This is a genomic window from Rhodococcus sp. WY5, from assembly GCF_018588185.1.
In the GTDB taxonomy this organism is placed as follows: domain Bacteria; phylum Actinomycetota; class Actinomycetes; order Mycobacteriales; family Mycobacteriaceae; genus Rhodococcus_F; species Rhodococcus_F qingshengii.
In genome coordinates this window covers 1-17173 of the sequence record NZ_JAAMPR010000003.1, presented here as the reverse complement: position 1 = coordinate 17173, position 17173 = coordinate 1, and the positions used below count along the sequence as shown (strand labels likewise).

The following is a 17173-nucleotide window of genomic DNA, read 5'->3' as shown; positions in this document are numbered from 1 at the left end:
TGCTTGTTGACCAGATCGAAGTGTCTGATGGTGTGGTCGGCGGAGCTGAGTGCCGTCGCTACCGAGGCCGGCATCATCATGAGATCGGATTGCAGTTCCGTTCGGACGATGCGGCCCTGGCTGCTGCTGCGATCAGCGCGAAACCGGTTGGACCGACAAGTACACGTTGTTCGTCAACAGGAACCGAAGGAGTTCGGGATCGGCTTCGACGGCAGTGGCGGCGATCGTGGCTGCGGGGACAAACAGGACCACGCCGCCGAGATCGGCTGCGGCGGTCGTAGCCTCGTCGGTGACGCAGCGGGGACCTACGCGGGCTGAGTTAGCTCGGGGATCTGGGCGTCGCTGTCGTAGCGCTGAGGGTGTGCCCAGCGCGAGTTCAGATCGGAACGACTGACCGAAGAAAAGTTAGGTCTGCCTCATAATCGCTGATCATCTGTTCACCCGGTCCAGCTCGATACACGCCGAGTACCAATCGGCACGGCCCATCAGCGTCGCCCGCAGCGGGTGGTCGCGGATTCTCGACTCCCACCTCTTGGATGCGTCGTGGAAACGGAACGTTGCACTTGTGATGCCCGGCGTCCTCGGGATCCCCGACACGCTAGTGTCCTGCGTCAGAGATTGAACAGGTTAGTTATTGATCTGTTGTGATGGTCGGGTTGATCTTGGCTGGGTAGTCGGCGAGAGACTTGAGGATCTCGTCGGCGGTCTTGGTCCAGCGGAAGGGGCGCGGATTGTCGTTCCACTCGTCGATCCATGCGGCGATGTCCTTTTCGAGGGCATCAACCGAGGTGTGGACGCCGCGGCGGATGAGTTTGTCGGTGAGCAGGCCGAACCAGCGTTCGACCTGATTCATCCAGCTCGAGCCGGTCGGAGTGAAGTGGACGTGGAACCGGGGGTGCCGGGCCAGCCATGTCTTGATCTCGGGAGTGTTGTGGGTGGCGTAGTTGTCGCACACCAGGTGCACGTCGAGTTCGCGGGGTACGGCTTTGTCGATGGTGCTCAGGAACTTGCGGAATTCGATGGCGCGGTGGCGGCGGTGCAGTTCGCTGATGACGGTGCCGTCGGCGATGTTGAATGCCGCGACTCCCCCAAGGACTACGTCCAGGGAGGTACCCCCAGGCTGGTGATGCCGTGACGGAGATAGTCGTGGGTGCGGCGCTGCGGAATGCCGGGCATGATCGGAAGGATCGGTTGCGACCGGTCGAGGGCTTGGATCTGGGACTTTTCGTCGACGCAGAGCACGATCGCCTTCTCGGGCGGATTGTGGTACAAGCCAACAACATCGACGACTTTCTCGACGAACAGCGGGTCGGTGGACAGCTTGAACGAGTCCTGCAGATGCGGTTTGAGGTCGAACTTGCGCCAGATCCGGCCGATGGTCGATTTCGACAGTCCGGTGCGTGCCGCCATCGACGCCCGCGACCAGTGGGTGTCCTTGCCAGGTGTCGACTCCAGGGTCGCGATGATCACGTCTTCGACCTGGTCGAGCAGGATCGACGGCGGTCGTCCGGGCCGGGGCTCGTCGACCAGCCCACCGAGCCGGCCGGTGATGAACCGCTGCCGCCACCGATCCACGGTCGACTCGTCGACCCCGAGATCGGCGGCGGCCTGCTTGTTCGTCCCACCTTCGGCGCAGCGCAGCACGATCTTGGCCCGCATCGCAAGGTACTGAGCGGTTTTCGCTCTCCGTGTCCACGATGTCAGCTGCGCGCGCTCGTCCTCGCTCAACACCAGCTCTGCCTTCGGGCGCCCGCTGCGCCCGGCATCGGCCAGCCCGTCGAGCCGGTCGGCGGCGAACTTTCGCCGCCACTTCGCCACCGTCGCCACCACGAGATCGAGATCGCGTGCAACGCCGGCATTCGACGAACCTTCGGCGCAGGCCAACACGATGCGCGCGCGCTCGGCCTGCCGCCGGTCCGCCGACTCGGCTCTGTGCGTCAGCTCGGCACGCTCGGCCACGGACAAGGTGATCTCGACAGCCGAAGGCCCACGATGCGACATAAGAACAAACTATAAACTAACTGGTGCAATTTCTGACGCAGTACACTAGCGACCACAGACCTGTTGACACCCGGTGCGGTGCCCACTGCAGGTACCCACCTTCAAGGTGTCCATGTACTGGTCCCATCGCCACGAAGCCGACCCGGGCCATCAATGGCTCCGCGACTTTGTCAGTGCCGTCCTGTAACCAACTGTCGCGCAACGTCACGGAATTGTGGTGTGTAGGTGAAGGGACTGTCCGATATTCGGTGTAAGTGGAGAATTCTCGAACTCTTCTTCGATCAGCGTTCTTCCGCACCCGGCATCCGGTCAGCGAAGGTGATGGCGAGTGCATTGAGCGCTGGCTTCCAGCGTACGACCCACTTGGTTTGGCCGGTACCCTTCGGGTCGAGCGAGCGGGTCACGAGATAGAGCGTCTTGAGTGCCGATTGCTCGTTCGGGAAGTGGCCCCGCGCCCGCACCGCTCGCCGATATCGAGCATTCAAACTCTCGATTGCGTTGGTAGAACACAATACTCGACGAATCTCGACGTCATAGTCGAGGAACGGTATGAACTCCTCCCACGCGTTGTTCCACAACCTGACAATCGCCGGATACGGCTTGCCCCACTTCTCGGCGAACTCCTCGAACCGCAACCTTGCCTGCTCGGCGTTGGGTGCGGTGTAGATCGGCCGCAGATCGGCACTGATCCTGTCCCAGTACTTACGCGAGGCGTACTTGAACGTGTTGCGAATGAGGTGGATGATGCAGGTCTGTACCGTAGCCAGGGGAAATGCTGCAGATATACTGTCGGGCAACCCTTTCAACCCATCGCACACGACGAAGAAGATGTCCTTGACGCCCCTATTGCGCAGGTCGGAGAGCACCGCGAGCCAGAACTTGGCCGACTCACCGTCCCCGTCGCCGGCCCACATGCCCAGGATGTCCTTGTTGCCGTCGAGGTCGACGCCGATCGCCGCATAGATCGGCCGGTTGCGTACCTGCCCATCCCGGATTTTGACCATGATCGCATCGATGAACACCGCCGCGTACACCTTCTCCAGTGGCCGGGACCACCACTCGGCCATCTCCGCGAGCACCCGATCGGTGATCCGCGAGACGGTGTCCTTGGACACCGATGCCCCGTACACGTCGGCGAAGTGAGCTGATATCTCGCCTGTGGTAGGTCCTTTCGCATACAGCGACAGCACCACTTCGTCCACGCCCGACAACCGTCGTTGCCGTTTGGGTACGACCTGCGGAGTGAACGAGCCGTTGCGGTCCCGCGGGACCTCGATGGCCACCTCGCCGCACGCATCGGTCAGTACCCGCTTGGTCCGCGACCCGTTGCGCGAGTTCCCGCTACCGCGACCGGACGCATCGTGCTTTCCGTACCCGAGGTGTTCGGCCATCTCCTCGTCGAGCGCCACCTCGAGCACCGACTTCGTCAGCGCCTTCAGTAGGCCGTCCGGGCCGGTCAGTTCCACGCCCTCAGCGCGTGCCTGACGGACCAGATCGGCGACCAGCTGCTGCTCGCCGGTAGACAGCTCACGTACCGCTTCAGCGGTACCCATATCGGTGTTGCCGGACGCGGCCGGCCCCGACTCCTGGGTGTTCTCCATGTTCTTCAGTGTGTCGGTCATCACAGTGATTCCTCCTGCCCCACGCCGGGGCGATCAGGACCACTTACACCGAATCAGCGACAGACCCTAGGTGAACGCCCGCCGAAACCTGTCGGCGGGCGTTCACAGCGGGTCAGTTCAGGGTGGCGGTGTCGATGACGAACCGGTATCGGACGTCCGAGGCGAGGACCCGCTCGTATGCCTGGTTGATCCGGTCGGCGGGGATCACCTCGACTTCGGATCCGATGCCGTGTGCGGCGCAGAAGTCGAGCATCTCGTGGGTCAGCGCGATGCCGCCGATCATCGACCCGGCGAAGGAGCGGCGGCCGCCGATCAGCGACATCACGTTCAGGCCGAGCGGCTCGGCTGGGGCGCCGACGTTGACCAGGGTGCCGTCGACGGCGAGGAGGCCGAGGTAGGCGTTGAGGTCGATGCTGGCGCTGACCGTGTTGATGATGAGGTCGAACCGGCTGGCGAGCTGCTCGAAGGTGGTGGGGTCGGAGGTGGCGTGGTACGCGTCGGCGCCGAGGCGGAGGCCGTCCTCCTGCTTCTTCAGCGACTGCGACAGCACGGTGACCTCGGCGCCCAGGGCGTGGGCGATCTTGACGGCCATGTGCCCGAGCCCGCCGAGGTCGACGACGGCGACCTTCTTGCCGGTACCGGCACCCCAGCGGCGCAGCGGCGCGTAGGTGGTGATGCCGGCACACAGTAGCGGAGCTGCGGCGGCCGGGTCCAGGTTCTGCGGGACGGAAAGGACGTAGTCGGCGTCGACGACGATGTGGGTGGAGTAGCCGCCTTGGGTGGTGGTGCCGTCACGGTCGACGCCGGCGTAGGTGGGGACCATGCCGTTGGCGCAGTACTGTTCGTCGCCGTTGCGGCAGTTGGTGCAGTCGCCGCAGGAGTTGACCAGGCAGCCGACGCCGACGCGGTCACCGACCTTGTGGTGTGTGACGTCTGCGCCGGTCTCGGCGACGGTGCCGACGATCTCGTGGCCGGGCACGACCGGGAAGGGTTGCGGGCCCCAGTCGCCGTTGACGGTGTGGATGTCGGAGTGGCAGATGCCGGCGTACTGGATCTCGATGAGGACGTCGTTGGAGCCGACGTCGCGGCGCTCGATGGTCGTGGGGACCAGCGGCTGGCCCGCGGCGGGAGCGGCGTACGCGTTGACACGAATGGCAGTTCTTCCTTCTTCTCTGGTGGGTCACTGAGGTGGTGAGCAGGACAGGGGCGAGTGACCGGTGGCGCATCAGTCGAGGGGCCGCACCGGGCGAGGGCGGTGGGGTTAACGCCTTCTGGTGTTGTGGAGCTCGTCAGCCAGTGCGCTCGCCTCGGCCGCAAGGAGCGCGGCACGGGGCTCGTCGCCCGCGTCGATCGCGCGCCAGTAGTCGATCTTGATGTCGACGTAGCGTTGCCGGAGTGCGATCTGCCGGGCCTCGAGCGCAAGCTGCTGCCGGCGCTCGGTCAGCAACTCAATCTGCGCGGGGGCGGCCGCGGCCCCGAGTTGTCCGTTGGCGACGTATTCCTTCATGTCGCTGACCGACATCCCGGTCGCTGCCAGGCACGCGATGGCCAAGAGTTGGCCCAGGTCGTTCTCGTCGTAGACCCTGTGCTTACTGCTCTCCCCACGGCTGATCGGCGCGATCACCCCGACCGACTCGTAGTAGCGCAGCGTGCTGGCCGGAAGTCCGGTCAGAGCGGCCGCGTCCTTGATCGTGTAGTCGCGTGGGGTGGTTCGTGCACTCACCCCATCGACGCGAAGAACTTCAAGTACTTGAAGTCAAAGGTCGGGTGAGTCACACCCGTGGTCCCCGGGCCTCGGCGGATCAGCGCGCTCGCGGGGGATAGGCACACTTGGAAGGCAGCTCCACTTCCCGCCGTCGCGAACTTCGAGCCGGGTGCTATCCGCAGCGGTGATACAATTTTGTATAACTGCAGTTGGAGGTGGTGTGTGATGGCATTGACGGATATTGAGCGTGATCTCTGGGCGATCCCCGCGGAGAAAGAACTCCTGCAGTTGAAGTTGCTGCGTGCGGTGGCGCACGCGACGGACAATCGGGTGCCGCAGCGGGTGATCGCGAAGAACCTGGCCGTCACGCAACCGGAGGTCAGCCGGATCGTGAAGAAGCTGCGGTTGAATCCGTCGGCCCGCGACCGCAGCCCCCGGGAGGTGCTGCTCGAGCATGCCGCGAAGCGGATCGACCACGATCGGATGATGGCCGAACTGATGGCCTGGGACTACACCTTCGGGCACGTCGCCGAGAATGACCCGCTGGGGGAGAGCTACGTGCTGGGCACGTGGGATCAGATCGAACGCTCCCGCGACCTGCTGGGCGACGACGATTACCGGGTGCTTCTCGCGGCCACGGCCGACCGGCGTGCGCAGGCGAATGCACTCTGACCCCGCCGCTGTCGCCGCCGACCTCGAGGCCTTGTTAGATCAGGAGTCTCCACCTCGTCCAGGACGGTTCAATCATCTGCGGCCGTACCCGGGCTGTCCGCAAACCTCGACGACGGCAGCTCCGCCTCCGCCGGGGGCGGCTGTGATGACTTCCCGAGGCCTTGTGCAACGCGCTGCCGGCGGTACTGGTTGATCCACCGGGGGCCGCCCTCGGCCGCGATGCCACACGAGGGTGCCTGAAATTGAGTTGCAGACTCCGGACACCGCGCTCGCAGGGCATCCGGGGCGCGTGCTCAGCTGCCGGTTGACGGCCCGGGAGGGGTCTCTGGTTTGGGGGTGTCGAACTTCCCGGATGGCGTCGGAGAGGTCGGCCCCTGTCGGAAGCGCGGGTCGGACATCCTCAGGGAGGGACCGGTGCGTGGTGTAGGTGCTGACGGCGAGCGACGAGTCCAGACCGCGAAGCGCGTATTCGACGACGATGTCGTCACGGTCGGCGGCGAGGAGGATTCCGATGGTGAGCTTGTACTGGCGTCCGACAAATGAAAAGCCACCGCCGAGCTCGCCCGAGGAAGTGGGTGAGCCGACCGATGAGGGCATCTTCGCGTTCGCGTTCGCGTTCGCGTTCGAGTTCGCTGTAGTCGGCGTCGAGGCCGAGGAAGTCGAGGTTGTACGGGGTCCTGGAGGATCTCGTGGGCCAGGTCGGATTCGTGCGCCGGCAGCGTGGTGGGGAAATTGTTCGGTGCGGCGCCGACACGCAGGTGCCGATCCGAGGTGATGTGATGGATGAGTGTGGCGCGGGACCAGCCGTGGTTGGCCGCCTGGCTCGCGTACCAGTCGCGGATACGGGGGTCGGGGAGTCGGTCGAGGAGGACGAGGATGTGTCCCCACGGCAATTGCGCAGCAGGGTGCTGCGCAATTGGGTCGGGGTATTCGCTGGCGAGGGTGCGCATGTAGATCAGGTTGCGTTGGGACAGTCCTCGCATGCCGGGGAACTCGGTGCGGAGGTCGTCGGCGATCCCTGTCGTGGGTCTCGGCTAGTGTGCGGCCGGGAAAGGGTGTGGAGATGGCTGAACTGGATCTGATTCGGTTACCGGTAGGGCAGCGGGGATGGTCGAACCTGGTGCAGTCGCTGGGAGAACTCGACGATCGCGCCGAGCGCTATTTCCTCGAGTTGAAGTCGGAGGTGGACCTCTCGACCACGGGCGGCGGAGCTAAGGTCGCGAAGTTCATTCTCGGTGCGGCAAATCGAAACCCCGATGTGGCGGCCAAGCGTTTCGGTGGACACGCCCTGATGGTCCTCGGAATCTCGGAAGGGGCGGTCACCGGAATTCCCTTCTTCGAAGCCAAAGACCTCGAGAACACCGTCAAGAAATACATCGGTGACGACGGTCCACACTGGGACTTCGAACGTGTCCGCGTGGGCGGCGACCGCGACGTGATCACCATCGTCGTAGATCCTCCCCGTCATGGCGATCCGGTCTTCACCTGTCACAAGGACGGGCCGGAAAACCTCAAAGACGGAGGGATCTACATTCGTCTCGACGGTCAGACCCGAGAGGCCAAGGGCGGCGAAGTCCGCGCCCTGCTGACCCGTGCTCAGTCGGCGCGCCCACAAGCCGACCTCGAAGTGTCAGTCGTGGGGAGCGCTCTTCCCTTCCACTGCGATGCCGAGGTTCTCGAGGAATACATCACCGACATACGGGGTGAGCTCGAGTCCGCATACCGGAACCATGTACTGAAATCGGCCGCCCCGCAGCCGTTGAGCGCGGCCTTCCGGGATCTGAACAGTGGCGCTTTCGGTGTCGAGCCCGAAGATCGTTCCCCGGAGGAGTACCGGGTCGAGATCGATCACTGGGAAGCCGAAGTCCGTGAAGCGTGGACGGCACTGCTCGACGACGTGGCCGCTGCCGTCTGGCCGTGCGCGCGAATCCGAGTGCGCAACCTCCGTAAGACGTTCCTCGAAGGTGTTGTGGTGAAGATTCATCTCGAGGGCCCGGTCCGGGCCATCGCCAAGATGCCGGACAGTGGCGACCTGCTACGCAGTCTTCCGGCGAGGCCGCGCCCGTGGGGGCCGAGGACGACCACGCCGTTGTTCGGGGGCCCGGATCTCGCACACCATTTCCGCTACGAGCCCCCGGTTCCCGCCGCAATCTACGACTCGGTCGGGTTCGAGAACTCCGGCTCGGTGGACCTGCGACTACACCTGTCGGAGTTGCGGCCGGAGGACACTTACGACAGCGACGACGGCGAGTTCGTACTGTTTCTCCGCGACCTGGACGTCCGCCACATCGCCGGCGTATGGAAGGTCACTGCTCGAGAGCACCACGAGCTCTACCAAGGCGAGCTGACCGTTGATGTCGCTGAGCCGCGGGACTTCTCGGAAGGACTTCGATCAATTCTCAACGACGACGAGACCGACGAGGACGACATGTCGGAAGCAACCGACGACCGCTAGTCCGTCTGGGAGGGGAACCCCGTCCGGGGAACACGGTGTCGCGGCAGACCCGCCCTGTTGAGCGATGCGGGAATGTCGTTGTGCGGGATGAAATCCTGCGTCCGGCGCGGCCGCGACGTCCTCCAGGCCCAAATTTGCACGCATGCTGTCAGATCAGTCGGGGCCGCACCGGCGTCAAACGTATGTATTGGGGCGGACGGGGGCATTGACGGCCGCCGTAGCGGGCGAAGTTGGCCGGAGTCCGGTCACCCGCATCGCCAACTGCAGCAGCCGCCCGGACGAGCAGCCCTTCCTGCCGCCGCAGCTGGCTGCGGTCGGTCGACCCTGGCGAAGTCGGCGAGTGTGTAGATGTGGTCGAAGTACTCCTGTGTCGGCCCGTAGAACCGGACGGGCTGATCCAGTCGCGGCGGGGTTCGGTTTCTGAGCCGGTTCCGGGCACGGTGCGGGGTCGGGTTCGATGGTGACGGTGTTACCGAACCCGGTGGTGATCTGCAGGGCGTGGACGAAGCCGATTTCGGGAGGGTGTCCTGCCGCCGTTTGTATATTAACCCCGCCGTTGACTACGTTTGGGGCAGAAAAAGTACGTTAATGTCTCTGTTGTCTACGTTTGTCTCCGAACGGGGGAGAGGGTTGTGATCTGGCCAGAGCACCGCACCGAGACCCGGGACTGGAACCCGCGTCAGCGGCAGGGTTCGCGCACTGACCGCACCCTCAAGGCCGTCGACGTCTCGATCCCGCCGATGATCGGCTCCCTCGACTGCGACCTGGTCGGCACCGTCGCCCGCGCGCACGAGGAGGCGGTCATCGCCGTCGCCCGCCTCGAAGCGGGCTTCGGCGAGCACCTGGCGCCGCTGTCGGACTTCCTGCTGCGCAGCGAGTCGGTGGCGTCGTCGAAGATCGAGCACATCGACGCGGGTTGGCGGGCATTCGGCAAGGCGCTGGCCGGTGGCAAGGCCAGCGAGGAGGCCAAGTCGCAGCTCGCCGCCGTGAAGGCCCTCATCGCGATGGTCGACGCCGCCGGCGACGGCCCGATCACCGGTGACACCCTGCTCGGTGCGCACCGGTTGCTGATGGCACCGAACTTCTACACCGCCCGCGACTCCGGCCAAGTCCGCGACGTGCAGAACTGGATCGGCGGCAGCGACTACACCCCGATCGACGCGCTGTTCGTGCCCCCGCCACCGGAACTGGTTGATGAGCTGATGGCGGATCTGCTGGAGTTCGCGAACCGCACCGACCTGCCGATCGTCGCGCAGGCCGCGATCGCGCACGCCCAGTTCGAGTCCATCCACCCGTTCACCGACGGCAACGGACGCATCGGCCGCGCCCTGATCAGCGCGATCCTGCGGCGCCGCGGCCTTACCCACCGGGTCACCGTGCCGTTGGCGTCGGTGATGCTCGCCGACACCCGCCGCTACTTCGACCACCTGACCCGCTACCGAGCGGGGGATGCAGACGGGTTCGTCGAGTACGTCGCCCACGCCGCGATCGTCTCCAGCGAGGCGGCGCAGGACTCTGCCCGCGCGCTGGCCGAACTCCCCGGCCATTGGCGGGACATCGCCCGGCCGCGCAGCAACTCCGCCGACGAGAAGATCATCGACGCCCTGCTCGACACCCCGATCTTCAGCGCCGACACAGCCCAGCAGATCACCGGCACCACCGACGCCAGCACGTACCGCGCGCTCGGCCGGCTCACCGCGGCCGGGGTGCTCGAGGTGCTGTCCGAGAGCAAGCGCAACCAGATCTGGGCTGCCACCGGTGTTCTCGCCGAACTCGACGCCCTGAGCACCACGATCGGCAAGCGCACCACCGAGCACCTGTAGCCCGAGTGTGGTGCACACCGGGGTCGAGGATGGTCGGGCCGAAGAACACCCCGTCGTCGGCGATTGACCTGGGCGATGTGCGCGAACGCGCGGCCATTCTCCACCCAGGTACCGGGCACGCAGTGCAGCACGAAGTTCGCTGCCACGGAGTCGAACACCCCGAATGTCCGCGGGAAATGGGGCGAGGACGATGCCGGTGTGCGCTGCCGCGTTGATGCCACGGTCGGCGAGGCGTGCGGCGGTCATCTGCCATGTGTTGGGCTTGAGGTCGAGTAGCGCGACAAGCGGGTTCGGGGTCGGGTAGGTGGCGTGCTGGAGGTACCAGCCGGTTCCGGGGCCGATGTCGAGGTGCCGGCCACCGAGGTGCGAGGTTGTAGTGCGCGAGGAGGCGTTCGCTGGGACAGTGCCAGACGAGGGTGTTGCTCCACCCAAGCACGACGGTGTCGTACACCGGCAGCGGCGCCCGACTGTATTGGGCGGCGCCAGCCTTCTCCTCCTGTGTGACCTCATCTGCAGACTTGCGTGTTCCCCCTCGTTGTTCACGTGATGGCGTTCCCCCGCCATTACCGATCGAAACGGCGCCGACTTCAGGGACTCGGTCGATTCGTGTGTCGCGCGGTGTGTGGGTGTTGGAGCACTGATCGTCTGCGGCCGCGTCGTCGTAACCCACCATTCCGCCGCAAGCCCCGCAGCAGTGGATCGTCGACGGATGGTGTGCTCCACCCGCCCGAAAGGCACTGCCGCCTGGTGTCATTCGCACGATATACACACTGTGTGCAGAAGGAGGTCACCGGACGCAGCGCGGCGGTGAAGGTGTAACAATCCACGGAGAATCCGCAACCGTTTCCGAATCTCAAGGGTGAACGGAGGACCCTCCGGCGCCTGACAGGCAGGCGGGCCACAGCACAGATCGAGGAGAACTCCCACAGTGACCGCTCCGACACCCCCGCCCGGTTGGCACCAGGACCCGGCAGACGCGAATTTACTGCGCTACTGGGACGGAACACATTGGACCGAGCAGACTCAACCGAAGCCGTCCCAGACACCCACTCCGCGGAAGAAGGGCGGGGTGGGGAAGGTCCTGCTGATTCTGGCGGCGGTGCTGGTAGTCATGGGGATTCTCGGTACGGTCTTCGGTGGTGGGGACAAGAAGGACGACAAGCTGTCGGCCGCAGCGGCGACAACGACCGCCACAACGACACAGGTCACCACGACACGGCCTACAACGACATCGGCGGCACCCTCGTCGACCACTCCACCGGCCGCTGCCGCACCGACCACGACGCAGCCCCCGGTCCCGGCGCCGCGACCTGCTGTTCCCGCGTCCGACCCGCGCTGCGCCCCGGCGAACGAATCGCTCGTGGCCCTCGTCGAGTCAGGGTTCTCCGCGTCCGGACTTTCGCTCATCAACGGCACGGTGATCGACTCCGGCCCGTACACGTTCCTGGGCGGCACCACCGTCGACACGACCGGCAAGATGAAGAACCGCTCCGACGTCTGGGTGATCGCGAACGGCACCGTCTACTCCTCGACTGGCGGCGCCCGCAACACCACCACCTGGCCCAAGGCCAGCGCAGCACCCTTGAAAATCTCCCCCGGTGACGAAATCGTCCAAGCCCTCGACACTTGCGTCGTCAACCTGACACGGTGAGCGGGCACCAGTTCGGTACTCAGTCGGTTCGTCGAACTGATGCCCGTGGGATCCGAACTGCGTAACGGGGGCCGGCCGCTGCCCCCATGATGGAGTATCGGGGCCCTGACATGAATTCGCCCCGGCGACAGCCGGTTCTGCGCCACACCAGTTGACGAAGGAAAGGACTCGGCCCCACCTCCAGGGTGCCGGGCACACACCATGACCTCACTGACTCGCGGAGCGAACAGCCCGATCGGCACGGCAACGACGACGGTGGAGGTGACCGGCGCCCGGCAGGGAACGGTCGATCTGTTCGTCTTCCAGCTCGGTGCCGATTTGGAGGTGCGGACGGATGCCGATCTGGTTGTTCTTCAACAACCCCACCACTCCCGAGGGCGCGGTCACTCTCGCCGGCGGACAGGTAACGCTGAACCTCGGCACTGTCCCCGCGGCGATCGACACCCTGGCCGTGGCCGTCGCACTCGATGAGAACGTGCCCGGCAGCCTGGCTCAGGTTCCGGGCCTTGCCGTGCGAGTCACCCAGGTGGGCGGCGTTTCTTTCGTGATCCCGGCGGAAGGTCTCACCACCGAGCGGTCGGCGGTGCTGCTCGAGGTGTACCGGCGCAACGGAACGTGGAAGGTGCGTAACCGGTCGGCCGGCTGGAGTGGGGGACTCGGCGTCCTGGTCACCGAGCACGGCGTGAGTGTCGACGAAACATCCGAAGAACCGCGCTTGTCCGCGCGGCGGCGCGTGCCGGCAGGACTGCCGTCGGCGATCCAGCGCCACTCGACATGGAGGCGGCAGATGCGAGGGGGTCGACCCCGTGCTGGAAAGCCCGGTGGCGCACAGCATCAGCGTGGTCGCGCCGCGCCGCCCGGCCCCGGAAGCCATCTCGTTGCGGGCGCCGGCGGGGCCGCGGGCGGCGAGATGGGGTGGTTCACCGGCCCGCCAGCTTCCTCGGAGGGGCGCACCCTGTCACGTCAACCCGCCAGACCATCTACAGGCTCTGATCAGTGCTCCACGATGGCCACGGGCCTTGGAGATTCCCGATGACCGCGTGCGACTGACTTTGAATGAGTGAGGGCGGAGCCCTTCGGGGTTCCGCCCTCACTCATTGTTGTTCGGGTCAGCGACCGGGTATCGGCAGGCACAGCAATCCGGTGCGCGCTTCGGTCGTGCCGCCGCGGGTGATCGTCGTGACGGTGTCGTTGGAGCTGGTGACGTAGGCATTGTTTCCGTCGGGGGAGACGGTGACGCCGCCGGTGATCGCGCCGACGGGAACGTAGGCGACCTCGGTGTTGGTGGCGGTATCGACGACCGCGACCGCCCCGCCCTCGGAGTCGATGACGTACAGCATATTTCCGTCGCCGGTGACGGCCACGCCGCCGAGGGTGCCCTTCGCGGGAAAGAAGGTTGTCTTGACCGTGTTGGTGGCGGCATCGATCACGAACACCTCGGCGCCGCTGCGGACGTACACGGCCTGGTCGGCATCTGGCCCGCCTCCGGTCTGGCCCGCTGTCGGTTCCTCGATCCGACCAGCGAGTCCAACCCGGCACCGCGCCGAATCATCGCCATGTTCATGGTCCTACTCCGTCCGCTTGCGCGCTGCCAGCGTCGCTTCGAGCTCCGCAACACGCTCCTCGAGCTGCTTGCGACTCAGTCGCCTTGGCTGCGCGGCCGCAACCGCAACCGCGGTCTTCCTCTCTCGAGGTTCCGCGACCAGTCCAATTGGCTCGTACGCCACGATCCGAGCCGGATCCTTCCGGCAGTCGGGGCATGGCATGGAAACGGAGCCATGCATCGTCGGTTCCTCCATCTCGCAGTGGCGAGTGACTTCGACGATATGGCTGCAGTAGAGCCGTACTCGCCAGCGCATGATCTGATCGTCGGCCGTCCGACGCGTGTCCATCGTTTTCCATGCGCGCCGGACAGCCTCAACCCGCTGTTCTCTCAGGCAGGGGTCCTCCGCTTCTTCGGCGCGCCACCGTGCGGCGAGCATCTGGACATGGTCATGGATTTGCTCGGTTGCCGTCTGCTCGCGGTGATCGCGGCGGGTAAGTTCGTAGGTTTCGAGTGGGACACCGTGACCGCGGTGAAGGGGCATAACAAGATTCTGGCGTAATCAGGAGTAGGTCGGGCGGTTCGCACTGAACCCATTTAATGGTGGTCCTTCGGTGTGCCCCAGCCCGACTCCGCGTCCCGACCGCGGCGAGGCCCGGGCGACCCGCCCTTCTGCCCAACAGAAATGTTGGGTAGAGTGGGCGTATGGCGACTGTGAAGGCACGAGACGAGACCATGACGGCGGCGGCGAAGAAGGCCGCAGGACGTACGGCGCGGGCGAGTGGTCACGGAGGCAGGTCGCCGCGGGTGGCCGCCGATGATCCGTTGTCGGCCGAGCGGGTGCGGTACCTGACCGGCGCTTTCGGTGGAGCACAGCTTGCGGCGATCGTCGGGGTGAACCGGTCGCAGCCCTCGCGGTGGATCAAAGGCGTGGAGCGGCCAGGTCCGGCCGCGGCGCCGCTATTGATCGACCTCGAGCATGTGCTGGCCCGCGCCCGCCTGGTCTGGGGGGAGACGGCCGCCCACACGTGGCTCGAGAGCGCCAACGCATATCTCGATGGGGCGCGTCCGCTCGATGTGCTGCAACTGTCCGGTCCTGCTCCGGTGCTCGAAGCGTTGGATGCGCAGGCCTGGGGCGGGGCCGCCTGAGTGCTCGCCTACCGCATCTTCCCATACCTGCCCGCGGCCGCACCGGGGCAGCCGGGGCACCCGATGTATGAGCATCGGCCGCAACGCGGCGGCCGGATCGATCACCCGGATTATCACGTCTGGTATCTCTCCCGACTGGCGGAGGCGGCTTGTGGGGAGAGTTTCGGGAACCTCGTCCGCTGGGAGGCGTCGATGTTGGAGTTCCCGCTGCTGCCCGGGTCGCGGCGCGCCCTGGGGGTGTTCGAGTTGCCCGATGATCTGCGGATCCTCGATTTGGATGATCCGGCCCAGTTGGTGCGGTTGGGGTTGCGCCCGACCCAGGTGGTGACCCGGAATCTGACGGTGACCCAGGGGTGGGGGCATCGGATCTGGTCGGAGACCGAACCTCACACGGGGGATCGGGCGTGGCAGGCGGTGTCGTGGTGGTCGTATCACCGCCCGCAGTGGTCGGTGCTGGCCTCCTGGCTGCGGCCTTCGCTGGTGCGGGTGGAACCTCTGGAACTGGATCATCCGGCGATCCTCGACTCGGCGAAAGCTTTGCAGCGCATCGTGATGTGACAGATCCCCGGACGACTGCCCGTCAGGTGACCCTGCGGCCGACGCCGGCAAGGCGGCGGACGGGCAATTGCGGTGGCGCTGTGCCCAAGATGTTGTCGGAACCGAACAGTACGATCAGCGGGGTGTCGACGACGGTGGGCGGTTCGAATGCTGCGTTTGGTTTCAACTATCAGTATGTGGCGACAGCCGAGTGGCTCCTGAGCTCCCTTGCCCGTCGACCGGACAAGGTTGCATTGACCACTCTTCTCGTTGAGCCGACCCCAGCGGACATGACGGATGCGGACGGCGTCGACGGCGACATCATCGACTTCGCGATCGAATGCGACGGGGCAGTTACCGATCGTGTACAGGTGAAGGCCTCCGTTCGCCCGACTGTCCACACGGCGTTGAACAGAGCGGACGCCGCCAAGATCTTCGCTCGACTTGCAGGTACCGGGTCAGGGTCGACGCCAGTGCGGTTGTCGGTTCTGACCAATCGCCAGTTGGCGCCCGCCCTACTGGCGGAATGCACCGAAGATGTCACAGACAATCCCGATCAGCGGCTCTACCGCTATGGCCCAAGTCGGGACGCGTCGGATGCCGGACAATCTGTCATCAGGGTCGATCCTCGATCACCGAACCAACTCAAACAATCATTGCTCGGTTCGATCCGAGCCCTCCGGCGTGACCGAGCACTCGGCCGCGGTGAAACCTCAGCAACTCTGCTCGCCGCATTGCTGCTGACGACCATCTTCGACTCGGCTGCCGGGTTGGGCACACGCAGAATCCCCGCACAGGACGTCTGGGGGCTCCTCTCACTTTCTGACGGCGAACTAGCGCACGCCGCCGGACGATTCGACTGGGGAACTCCGGTCAACGAGGTACCGCTGGTCAGTTCCGTGGTGCCGCGGCTGTCGTATCTCAACGAACTGGCTCAACTGTTTGAAGAGAGCACCACGACACGGCAACCGCGCGTGGCTGTCCTCGCAGGCGAGACCGGGTTCGGCAAGAGCACCATTGCCGCCGACTTCTGCCACCTGAACCGGCATTTCTATGAGAAGGTCTGCTGGATCGACTGCCGAAAGCCCGAACTCATCAGCGCACAGATCAAGGACATCACCACACGATTGACGCCGGCTGCAGCGGACTCCGATCGCACAGCCGACGCCTTCCGCACCGCGATCGGGGAATCCGCGGGGCCGTTCCTCCTCATATTCGACGGCGCGGGCACACGCGCTGACATCGAGCCCTACCTTCCGACCAGCGGCAGCGGTTTCGTCGTCGTGACGACAACGAACAGCACGACGTGGTGGCCATCGTGCGACTGGCTAGAAGTCACGGCGATCAGCGACAACGAAGCGGTGCGCTGCTTCCAGCGTCACGCGAACATCGAACCCGGTACCAACGACGGCGCAGTTCGCGGCGTCGTCCAACGGCTCGGCGGCATTCCACTCGCAATCAGCATGGCCGCCAACTACTTCCGCAACAGCCAAGAAGACATCGAGGAGCTGTCAGCACGATACTTCGATGATCTCGCGGCCCTCGATGACTCGATGGCTGTACCCGCAGGATACGACCGAACCGCCTTCGCAGCCGTCCGGTTCGCCGTGGAGCAGATCGGGAAGGCAGCACAAGCGCGCGGACAGTTCGGCCGCGAGAGCCAAGCGTTGCTCTATCACGCATCATTCCTGTCGCCGGACCGGATCCCTGTCAACCTCCTGCTCCAGACGGTGCATCCAACTACTCACGTGGATCTGATGCACCCTCCGGCGCCGGTCGTGGCCGACCAGACACTGCGAAACGCGGTCATCACCAATATTCGGACCCAAACTCTGGCGCGCCGCGAACGCTATGTTGACGGTGACGGCCAGTACAACCCCGCGAGCGATACACTCACGATTCACCCACTCGTGCATGAAATCCTGCGGAAAATCCACACGAGGAGCGCCCCACCCGGAGTCGTCGACGATCTATTTTCCGTACTGATGACCACGCTCTACGGATGGATCCTCGAG

General features: G+C 65.2%; 17 protein-coding genes and 2 pseudogenes. 12 read left to right on the top strand and 7 right to left on the bottom strand.

All coding sequences use genetic code 11. From position 1 onward, the window contains the following. The first annotated feature begins 27 nt into the window (after positions 1 to 27). A complete protein-coding gene (locus tag G4D79_RS30600; RefSeq protein WP_118606205.1) occupies positions 28 to 318 on the top strand; it encodes a hypothetical protein in 291 nt (96 codons plus the stop codon). Positions 319 to 631: 313 nt separating this feature from the next. On the opposite strand, the pseudogene G4D79_RS30595 reads toward G4D79_RS30600, so the two are convergent. The 3 genes and pseudogenes from G4D79_RS30595 to G4D79_RS30580 form a co-directional block, all read right to left on the bottom strand. Further along, positions 632 to 2001, bottom strand: a pseudogene (locus G4D79_RS30595) (IS630 family transposase). A 281-nt stretch (positions 2002 to 2282) separates the two neighbouring features. Further along, positions 2283 to 3554 (bottom strand): IS256 family transposase, encoded by a 1272-nt coding sequence (locus G4D79_RS30585; RefSeq protein WP_374223458.1) that lies wholly within the window; start codon positions 3552 to 3554, stop codon positions 2283 to 2285. A gap of 181 nt (positions 3555 to 3735) precedes the next feature. Continuing rightward, positions 3736 to 4719 (bottom strand): NAD(P)-dependent alcohol dehydrogenase, encoded by a 984-nt coding sequence (locus tag G4D79_RS30580; protein ID WP_238704805.1) that lies wholly within the window; start codon positions 4717 to 4719, stop codon positions 3736 to 3738. Between G4D79_RS30580 and G4D79_RS35330 the strand changes: the two genes are divergently transcribed. Further along, positions 4646 to 4810 carry a hypothetical protein gene (locus tag G4D79_RS35330; RefSeq protein ID WP_238704803.1) on the top strand — a complete coding sequence of 55 codons (165 nt, stop codon included), beginning with the start codon at positions 4646 to 4648 and terminating at the stop codon, positions 4808 to 4810. The genes G4D79_RS30580 and G4D79_RS35330 overlap by 74 nt on opposite strands. A gap of 74 nt (positions 4811 to 4884) precedes the next feature. Here G4D79_RS35330 and G4D79_RS30575 read toward each other — a convergent pair whose 3' ends face one another. After that, positions 4885 to 5346 (bottom strand): MerR family transcriptional regulator, encoded by a 462-nt coding sequence (locus G4D79_RS30575; protein WP_118606199.1) that lies wholly within the window; start codon positions 5344 to 5346, stop codon positions 4885 to 4887. Positions 5347 to 5553: 207 nt separating this feature from the next. Here G4D79_RS30575 and G4D79_RS30570 point away from each other — a divergent pair, with 207 nt between their 5' ends. Beyond that, positions 5554 to 6000: a hypothetical protein gene (locus tag G4D79_RS30570; protein WP_118606196.1), complete on the top strand. Its 447-nt coding sequence runs from the start codon at positions 5554 to 5556 to the stop codon at positions 5998 to 6000. 414 nt (positions 6001 to 6414) lie between these two features. After that, a complete protein-coding gene (locus G4D79_RS35130; protein ID WP_274542431.1) occupies positions 6415 to 6543 on the top strand; it encodes a hypothetical protein in 129 nt (42 codons plus the stop codon). 227 nt (positions 6544 to 6770) lie between these two features. On the opposite strand, the pseudogene G4D79_RS35485 reads toward G4D79_RS35130, so the two are convergent. Then, positions 6771 to 7016 (bottom strand): annotated as a pseudogene (locus G4D79_RS35485) (DUF1016 N-terminal domain-containing protein); the annotation flags it as partial. A 47-nt stretch (positions 7017 to 7063) separates the two neighbouring features. On the opposite strand from G4D79_RS35485, the gene G4D79_RS30560 reads away from it, so the two are divergent. The 4 genes from G4D79_RS30560 (at position 7064) to G4D79_RS34790 (ending at position 12965) form a co-directional block, all read left to right on the top strand. Continuing rightward, positions 7064 to 8455 carry a hypothetical protein gene (locus G4D79_RS30560; RefSeq protein ID WP_147343826.1) on the top strand — a complete coding sequence of 464 codons (1392 nt, stop codon included), beginning with the start codon at positions 7064 to 7066 and terminating at the stop codon, positions 8453 to 8455. Positions 8456 to 9087: 632 nt separating this feature from the next. Then, complete coding sequence (locus G4D79_RS30555; protein ID WP_118606187.1) at positions 9088 to 10278, top strand: Fic family protein; 1191 nt, start codon at positions 9088 to 9090, stop codon at positions 10276 to 10278. A 928-nt stretch (positions 10279 to 11206) separates the two neighbouring features. Then, positions 11207 to 11929 carry a DUF2510 domain-containing protein gene (locus tag G4D79_RS30550; protein WP_118606184.1) on the top strand — a complete coding sequence of 241 codons (723 nt, stop codon included), beginning with the start codon at positions 11207 to 11209 and terminating at the stop codon, positions 11927 to 11929. A 334-nt stretch (positions 11930 to 12263) separates the two neighbouring features. Further along, positions 12264 to 12965: a TerD family protein gene (locus G4D79_RS34790; RefSeq protein WP_238704802.1), complete on the top strand. Its 702-nt coding sequence runs from the start codon at positions 12264 to 12266 to the stop codon at positions 12963 to 12965. 73 nt (positions 12966 to 13038) lie between these two features. On the opposite strand, the gene G4D79_RS30540 is transcribed toward G4D79_RS34790, so the two are convergent. Beyond that, complete coding sequence (locus tag G4D79_RS30540) at positions 13039 to 13389, bottom strand: YncE family protein (RefSeq protein ID WP_181992003.1); 351 nt, start codon at positions 13387 to 13389, stop codon at positions 13039 to 13041. Between the two features lie 102 nt (positions 13390 to 13491). Here G4D79_RS30540 and G4D79_RS30535 point away from each other — a divergent pair, with 102 nt between their 5' ends. From G4D79_RS30535 to G4D79_RS30525, 3 genes are all read left to right on the top strand, one after another. Next, positions 13492 to 14034, top strand: coding sequence for a hypothetical protein (locus G4D79_RS30535; RefSeq protein ID WP_147343825.1), 543 nt, complete (start codon positions 13492 to 13494; stop codon positions 14032 to 14034). Between the two features lie 143 nt (positions 14035 to 14177). Further along, complete coding sequence (locus G4D79_RS30530; protein ID WP_238704801.1) at positions 14178 to 14621, top strand: antitoxin Xre/MbcA/ParS toxin-binding domain-containing protein; 444 nt, start codon at positions 14178 to 14180, stop codon at positions 14619 to 14621. Then, on the top strand, positions 14622 to 15179 hold the full coding sequence (locus G4D79_RS30525; protein ID WP_118606178.1) for an RES domain-containing protein: 558 nt from the start codon (positions 14622 to 14624) through the stop codon (positions 15177 to 15179). It abuts the gene before it with no gap. Positions 15180 to 15201: 22 nt separating this feature from the next. On the opposite strand, the gene G4D79_RS30520 is transcribed toward G4D79_RS30525, so the two are convergent. After that, a complete protein-coding gene (locus G4D79_RS30520; RefSeq protein WP_181992002.1) occupies positions 15202 to 15345 on the bottom strand; it encodes a hypothetical protein in 144 nt (47 codons plus the stop codon). 10 nt (positions 15346 to 15355) lie between these two features. Between G4D79_RS30520 and G4D79_RS30515 the strand changes: the two genes are divergently transcribed. Next, on the top strand, positions 15356 to 17173 hold a 1818-nt coding region (locus G4D79_RS30515; protein ID WP_214514815.1), incomplete at its 3' end, for an NB-ARC domain-containing protein.

Excerpts from the sequence above, each read along its gene's own strand:
- G4D79_RS30600 (WP_118606205.1), top strand. The coding sequence starts at position 28 with ATGGTGTGGTCGGCGGAGCTGAGTGCCGTCGCTACCGAGGCCGGCATC.
- G4D79_RS30585 (WP_374223458.1), bottom strand. The coding sequence starts at position 3,554 with ATGGGTACCGCTGAAGCGGTACGTGAGCTGTCTACCGGCGAGCAGCAG.
- G4D79_RS30535 (WP_147343825.1), top strand. The coding sequence starts at position 13,492 with ATGGTCCTACTCCGTCCGCTTGCGCGCTGCCAGCGTCGCTTCGAGCTC.
- G4D79_RS35330 (WP_238704803.1), top strand. The coding sequence starts at position 4,646 with ATGTCGGAGTGGCAGATGCCGGCGTACTGGATCTCGATGAGGACGTCG.
- G4D79_RS34790 (WP_238704802.1), top strand. The coding sequence starts at position 12,264 with ATGCCGATCTGGTTGTTCTTCAACAACCCCACCACTCCCGAGGGCGCG.
- G4D79_RS30570 (WP_118606196.1), top strand. The coding sequence starts at position 5,554 with ATGGCATTGACGGATATTGAGCGTGATCTCTGGGCGATCCCCGCGGAG.
- G4D79_RS30560 (WP_147343826.1), top strand. The coding sequence starts at position 7,064 with ATGGCTGAACTGGATCTGATTCGGTTACCGGTAGGGCAGCGGGGATGG.
- G4D79_RS30530 (WP_238704801.1), top strand. The coding sequence starts at position 14,178 with ATGGCGACTGTGAAGGCACGAGACGAGACCATGACGGCGGCGGCGAAG.